This window comes from Phenylobacterium sp., from assembly GCF_031425575.1.
GTDB lineage: Bacteria > Pseudomonadota > Alphaproteobacteria > Caulobacterales > Caulobacteraceae > Phenylobacterium.
In genome coordinates, this window is the sequence record NZ_JANPJP010000374.1 from 1 (window position 1) to 5,897 (window position 5,897).

A 5,897-nucleotide genomic window follows, 5' to 3' on the forward strand; every position below is an offset into this window, starting at 1 on the left:
CCAGCGCCGCCCACTTCACCTCGGACGCGGGAACAACCGTGGCTTCGTTGGTCCAGTTGCTCATCACCTCATAGCCGTTGCGCTTCAGATAGGCGTCGCCGCCTCTCAGCACGCCTGGAGCGATGAGCTTCTTGGTCAGGCTGGGCGGAACCTCCCAATAAGGATTGAGAACGGCATAGTGGATGATGCTCGCGATCATCGGCGTCTGCGTTTCGCCGGTTCCGACGATCACCTTCATCCGGTCCACCGCCTGGCCATTTTCATACATCGTGAGGGTCGCATTGCCCGCGTCCACCAGCGCGAACCGGCCGGTAGATGGAAGCACCCGCGCCCGCTCGAGGTTTGAAAGAAGCTCCGGCGTCGCGGTCGTCATTCCCGCAGCCAGCGCGGCATCACGCAACGACCGGTAAATCGGATTGACGTCTGACATGCGGGTCAACGCCGCACCGAGGTCTGGAGCCGCAGCTGTGGTGAGCAGGGTCTGATCCGGCCGGCGCTGCGGAGCGAGCAACTCGTACCCGTAGACCATGCCCTTGGGCGGGGTGCGCAGGTGCTGCATGTAGGCGACCCAGGCCTTGCTGATGCGCACTTCGGACGCGCGGGTCGCCTCCGCGTTGCCGGGAGCCGCCGAAGCGAGCGCGGCATCGACATCGGCGGCGAGCGCCGGACCGACCGCGAAGCCGTCGATGCTCGACCGGCGCAGGAGGCCCAACAGGCGGCTCGCCGCAGCCCGGGTGGCATCGCTGCGCAGCCAGATCGGAGCATCGCCATGCTGGAAATAGTAGAGCTCCACCGGGTCGGTCGGAGCCACCCGCACTGCCGCGACCGGAACCGGCGTGACCGGAACCGGCGCGGCCTTGGGCTTCTTGCGGGCGTCAGCCGCGCCAGACACTGCAAGGAGCGCCAGAATAGCAGTGTAAAGCAGGAGCTTGTTCACCAAGAATCCCCGTTAATCGACGGTCTCCTCAGCTTTCTACCGGTGCGGGCTGTCGGGCAAGTGAACGGTGCCCACAGTACGAAACGGCCCCCGGCGCCGTCGTATGAGGCCAAGCAGTTCATAGTCTACTTCCCCTTCGATCCGTACGTGCTGACGCCGGAGGCTCAGACGGTGGTTTCGGAAGCCGCGAACTACGCCAATGGCGGCCGCGCGACCCAAGTGGTTGTCGTCGGTCACACCGACTCCTCCGGTTCGCCGGCCTACAACGTCCGCCTGTCGGAACGTCGGGCCAAGGCCGTGGCTGACGCGCTCGTCGGTCAAGGCGTCGGCGCCGGCTCGCTGCAAGTCGATTGGAAGGGCGAAACGATGCTCGCCGTTCCCACCGGCGACGGCGTGAAGGAACCGCTGAACCGCCGTTCGACGATCGACATCAACTTCTAAGATATCGATCTCGGCGGTTCGCCGAACTAAGCGAAGGGCCCGGTCGCAAGACCGGGCCCTTTTGCTATGGGGTTTGGGCCAGTTGACCTTGCCGCCTGCGCTCAGGCCTCGCGCGGTAAATTTTCCGCTCCTGCCTTGTATTTCTCGCAATGATTTTGCATTTTCAGGCCCAAATTGAGGGCCGGACATGTCTTTCGACGATCTCGATCGGGGTAAATTTGTTGATGAACGTCAGGCGGTCGCCGCTCTAATCGCCAGCCGGCCCCTCAACGTCGAGGATCGCGAGGAGGTTCGCCAGGAGGCCGAGGCCCTGGTGCGCTTCGCCCGCAAGGGGGCGGCCAAGCAGGGGGTCGTCGAGAGCTTCCTGCAGGAGTTCTCCCTCTCCACCCGGGAGGGCCTGGCGCTGATGTGCCTGGCCGAGGCCCTGCTGCGCACCCCCGACGAGGGGACCCGGGACCGGCTGATCGCCGAGAAGATCGCCTCGGCCGACTGGGCGAGCCACCTGGGCCGCTCCGACAGCCTGCTGGTCAACGCCTCGACCTGGAGCCTGATGCTCACGGGCAAGCTGATCGATGCCGACGAGGAGGCGCGCGCCGACCTGCCGGGCTTCATCCGTCGCCTGGGGGGACGCCTGGGCGAGCCGGTGATCCGCCAGGCCGTCGGCGCGGCGGTCAAGATCATGGGCGAACAATTCGTCCTGGGCCGGACCATCGACCAGGCCATCAAGCGTGCGGCGGCTGACGGTTTCGTCTGTTCCTTCGACATGCTGGGGGAGGGGGCCCGCACCACGGCCGACGCCGACAAATATGAGAAGGCCTATGCCGACGCGCTCACTGTGGTGGGCCAGCGCGCGAGGGGCGAAGGGCCGGAGGCCGGCCACGGCGTCTCGGTGAAACTCTCGGCCCTGTCGCCGCGCTATGAGGCGCGCCAGGAGGAGCGGGTGTGGGCCGACCTCTATCCGCGGATCCTGCGTCTGGCCAAGATCGCGGCGGCCGCCAACATCAACCTGACCCTCGACGCCGAGGAGGCCGACCGGCTGGTCATCTCCCTGAAGCTGCTGGAGCGCTTGGCCGGTGAGCCGGAGCTCGGGACCTGGAAGGGGCTTGGTCTCGCCGTTCAGGCCTATCAGAAGCGGAGCCCCCAGACCGTCGCAGCCGTCGCCGATATCGCCCGGACCACGGGCCGCCGCCTGATGGTGCGCCTGGTGAAGGGCGCCTATTGGGATTCCGAGATCAAGCGCGCCCAGGTGGGCGGGCTGCCGGGCTATCCTGTTTACACCACCAAGGCGGCCACCGACCTGTCCTACCTCGCCTGCGCCCGGGTGTTGTTGGCGGCCGCCCCGGCCCTCTATCCGCAGTTCGCCACCCACAACGCCCATACCCTGGCCGCCGTGCGGCAGATGGCGCGGCAGGCCAATGTGGAGCCGGAGTTCCAGCGCCTGCACGGCATGGGCGAGGCTCTCTATGCGGGGGCTGTGAACCGCTACGGTCCCCTGAAGCTGCGAGTTTACGCTCCAGTAGGCGGGCACGAGGATCTGTTGCCCTATCTGGTGCGGCGCCTACTGGAGAACGGCGCCAACACCTCCTTTGTCCATGCCCTGCTGGACGAGAAGACACCGGTGTCGATGGTGGTCGGCGATCCCGTCGGAGCCGTGGAGGCTGCTGGCGGCGCGCCGCATCCGCGTATTCCGCTGCCGGTGGACCTCTACGGTTCAGCGCGAAAGAACTCCACCGGGGTCGACCTCTCCATCGCAGCTGATCGCGACCGTCTGACCGCCGCCGTGGTGAACCTCGACTTTCTCACCAGCCGCCCCGTTGTGGCGGGCAAGGAGACCGGGACGGGGGCCGGCACGCCGCGTACTTCGCCTGGCGACCGTCGGCGGACTATCGGTCAGACCTGGGACGCCAGCGAGTGGGATATCGGCCAAGCCTTCGCCGCCGCCAAGGCGGCTCAGCCCGCCTGGGACGCCCGGGGCGGACACGGCCGGGCCCAGGTCCTGCGGGCCATGGCCGACGCCCTGGAAGCCCACCGCGACCGCCTCACCGCCATCTGCGCCGTGGAAGCCGGCAAGACCTACGGCGACGGCCTGGCGGAGGTTCGCGAGGCCGCCGACTTCTGCCGCTACTATGCCCATCTGGCCGAGCGTCAGTTCTCGGGTCCCGAGACCCTGAAGGGCCCCGTGGGGGAGGTGAACCAGCTCTCACTGCACGGCCGTGGCGTCTTCGCCTGCATCAGTCCCTGGAACTTCCCCCTGGCCATCTTCACCGGCCAGATCGCCGCGGCCCTGGCCGCCGGCAACACGGTGGTGGCCAAGCCGGCCGAACAGACCCCGCTGATCGCCGCCGAAGCCGTGAGGCTCTTCCACAAGGCCGGCCTGCCGGCCGATGTGCTCCATCTGCTGCCCGGCGACGGCGCGGTTGTCGGCGCGGCCCTCGTCGCCCATCCCGCCTGTGCGGGCGTCGCCTTCACCGGAGGGGTCGACACGGCCTGGGCGATCAACCGGACGCTGGCGGCGAGACCGGGCCCCATCGTGCCACTGATCGCCGAGACCGGCGGCCTGAACGCCATGTTCGTGGACACCACAGCCCTGCGCGAGCAGGTCATTGATGACGTCATCAACTCGGCCTTCGGCTCGGCGGGCCAGCGTTGCTCAGCGCTGCGCATCCTTTTCGTCCCGCGCGAGACCGCGGATCAGCTCATCGAAGGATTGGCCGGGGCCATGGACGCCCTGGTCCTGGGCGATCCTGCTGATCCGCGCACCGACATCGGCCCGGTGATCGACGAGGAGGCGCGTGGCGCCCTGGAGGCTCACCTGGCGCGCCTGACCCAGGAGGCCAAGGTGCTGCGCCGGATGAAAGCGCCCGACAGCGGCGTATTCTTCGCGCCGACCCTCGCGGAAATCCCGTCCTCGGACTTTCTGCAGACGGAGGTCTTCGGGCCGGTGCTTCACGTCGTTCGCTACGACGCCGCCAAGCTGGAGGCGGCCGCCGGCCCCCTGGCGGAGACGGGCTATGGCCTGACGCTGGGCGTCCACAGCCGGATCGAGGGCTTCGCCGACCAGGTCCGCGCCGCGGTTCCCGCCGGCAATTTCTATGTGAACCGCTCCATGATCGGCGCCGTGGTGGGGGTCCAGCCCTTTGGCGGTGAGGGCCTTTCGGGAACCGGTCCCAAGGCAGGCGGGCCGCACGCCCTGCTACGCTACGCTGTGGAGCGGGCGGTCAGCGTCAATATCGCCGCGCAAGGCGGCGATCCGGCACTCTTGAACCTCAACCCCTGATACGCGTTCCCGGCCCAAGCCTTTGGGCTGGGGGACTGTGATGACGCATCAACAGGCGCTGGCCTTCGGGCTGATCGCAGTGACGATCGGCGCCTTCGTCTGGGGCCGGTTCCGGTATGACGTGATCGCACTGGTCTCGCTGCTGGCCGGCGTGCTGCTGGGGGTTGTGCCGGCGGCGAGCGCCTTTGATGGCTTCTCCAACGACATCACGGTGATCATCGCCAGCGCCCTGGTGGTGAGCGCCGCCTTCGCGCGCTCGGGCATCATCGAGGCCGCGCTGCGGCCCCTGCTTCCCCACCTGAAGACCGAGCGCAGCCAGGTTCCGGTGCTGACCGCCGCTGTCACCCTGCTGTCCACCGCCACAAAGAATGTCGGCGCCCTGGCGATCATGATGCCTGTGGCTCTCCAGGTGGCGCGTCGCACGGGGACCTCGCCCGGTCGCCTGCTGATGCCGATGTCCTTCGGCGCCCTTCTGGGCGGCCTGGTGACCCTGGTGGGCACGGCTCCCAACATCATTGTCTCCCAGGTGCGTGAGGACATTCTGGGCAAGCCGTTCGGCATGTACGACTACGCGCCCGTCGGCCTAGCCCTGGCGGCCATGGGCATCCTGTTCCTGTCCTTCGCCTATCGCATGCTGCCCAAGGGCCGCACGCCGGCCACCAATATCGACGCGGCCCTGGCGGCCAACGCCTATTTCACCGAGGTCAAGGTTCCCGACGACTGGACCTTCGAGAAGAACCGCATCGCCGACTTCAACCACATGGCCCACAACGAGGTGCGGGTGATGGCCCTGCTCCGCGCTGGCAAGCGCAAGTCCCAGCCCCACCCCAACACTAAGATACTTCCCGGTGACACCCTGCTGCTGGAGGGCGAGCCCCACGGCCTGGACGACCTGATCACCCGGGCGAAGCTGAAGCTGACCCGAGCCGATAAGCCGCTGTCCATGGAAGAGCCCACCGAGGAGGTGCGGGTTGTGGAGGCGGTGGTGGGCGCGGAGTCCGGCCTGATCGGTGAAACCGCCCTGCGGGTCGACCTGCACGGCCGGCATGGGGTCAACCTGCTGGCGGTCAGCCGCTCAGGTTTCCGCCTCAGCCAGCACCTGAACAGGGTCCGACTCCGCGCCGGCGACGTCATCGTCCTGCAGGGGGGCGAGCGCAGCCTGCCGGTCGCGCTGACGGCCCTGGGCCTGCTGCCGCTGGCCGAGCGGGAGGTGCGGCTGGGCGGCATCCGTCATGCCCTGGC

3 protein-coding genes and 1 pseudogene are annotated in these 5,897 nt (G+C 67.9%); 3 read left to right on the forward strand and 1 reads right to left on the reverse strand.

The features are described 5' to 3' along the window. Positions 1 to 937: L,D-transpeptidase family protein (locus tag RMO97_RS21240; protein ID WP_310542993.1), on the reverse strand; the 937-nt coding region annotated here is incomplete at its 3' end. 87 nt (positions 938 to 1,024) lie between these two features. On the opposite strand from RMO97_RS21240, the pseudogene RMO97_RS21245 reads away from it, so the two are divergent. The 3 genes and pseudogenes from RMO97_RS21245 to RMO97_RS21255 form a co-directional block, all read left to right on the forward strand. Then, positions 1,025 to 1,378, forward strand: a pseudogene (locus RMO97_RS21245) (OmpA family protein); the annotation flags it as partial. 187 nt (positions 1,379 to 1,565) lie between these two features. Next, complete coding sequence (putA, locus tag RMO97_RS21250) at positions 1,566 to 4,655, forward strand: bifunctional proline dehydrogenase/L-glutamate gamma-semialdehyde dehydrogenase PutA (protein WP_310542994.1); 3,090 nt, start codon at positions 1,566 to 1,568, stop codon at positions 4,653 to 4,655. 40 nt (positions 4,656 to 4,695) lie between these two features. Beyond that, the coding region (locus tag RMO97_RS21255) for an SLC13 family permease (protein WP_310542995.1) at positions 4,696 to 5,897 on the forward strand (1,202 nt) is incomplete at its 3' end.

Coding starts and splice junctions, on each gene's coding strand:
- putA (WP_310542994.1), top strand. CDS start 1,566: ATGTCTTTCGACGATCTCGATCGGGGTAAATTTGTTGATGAACGTCAG.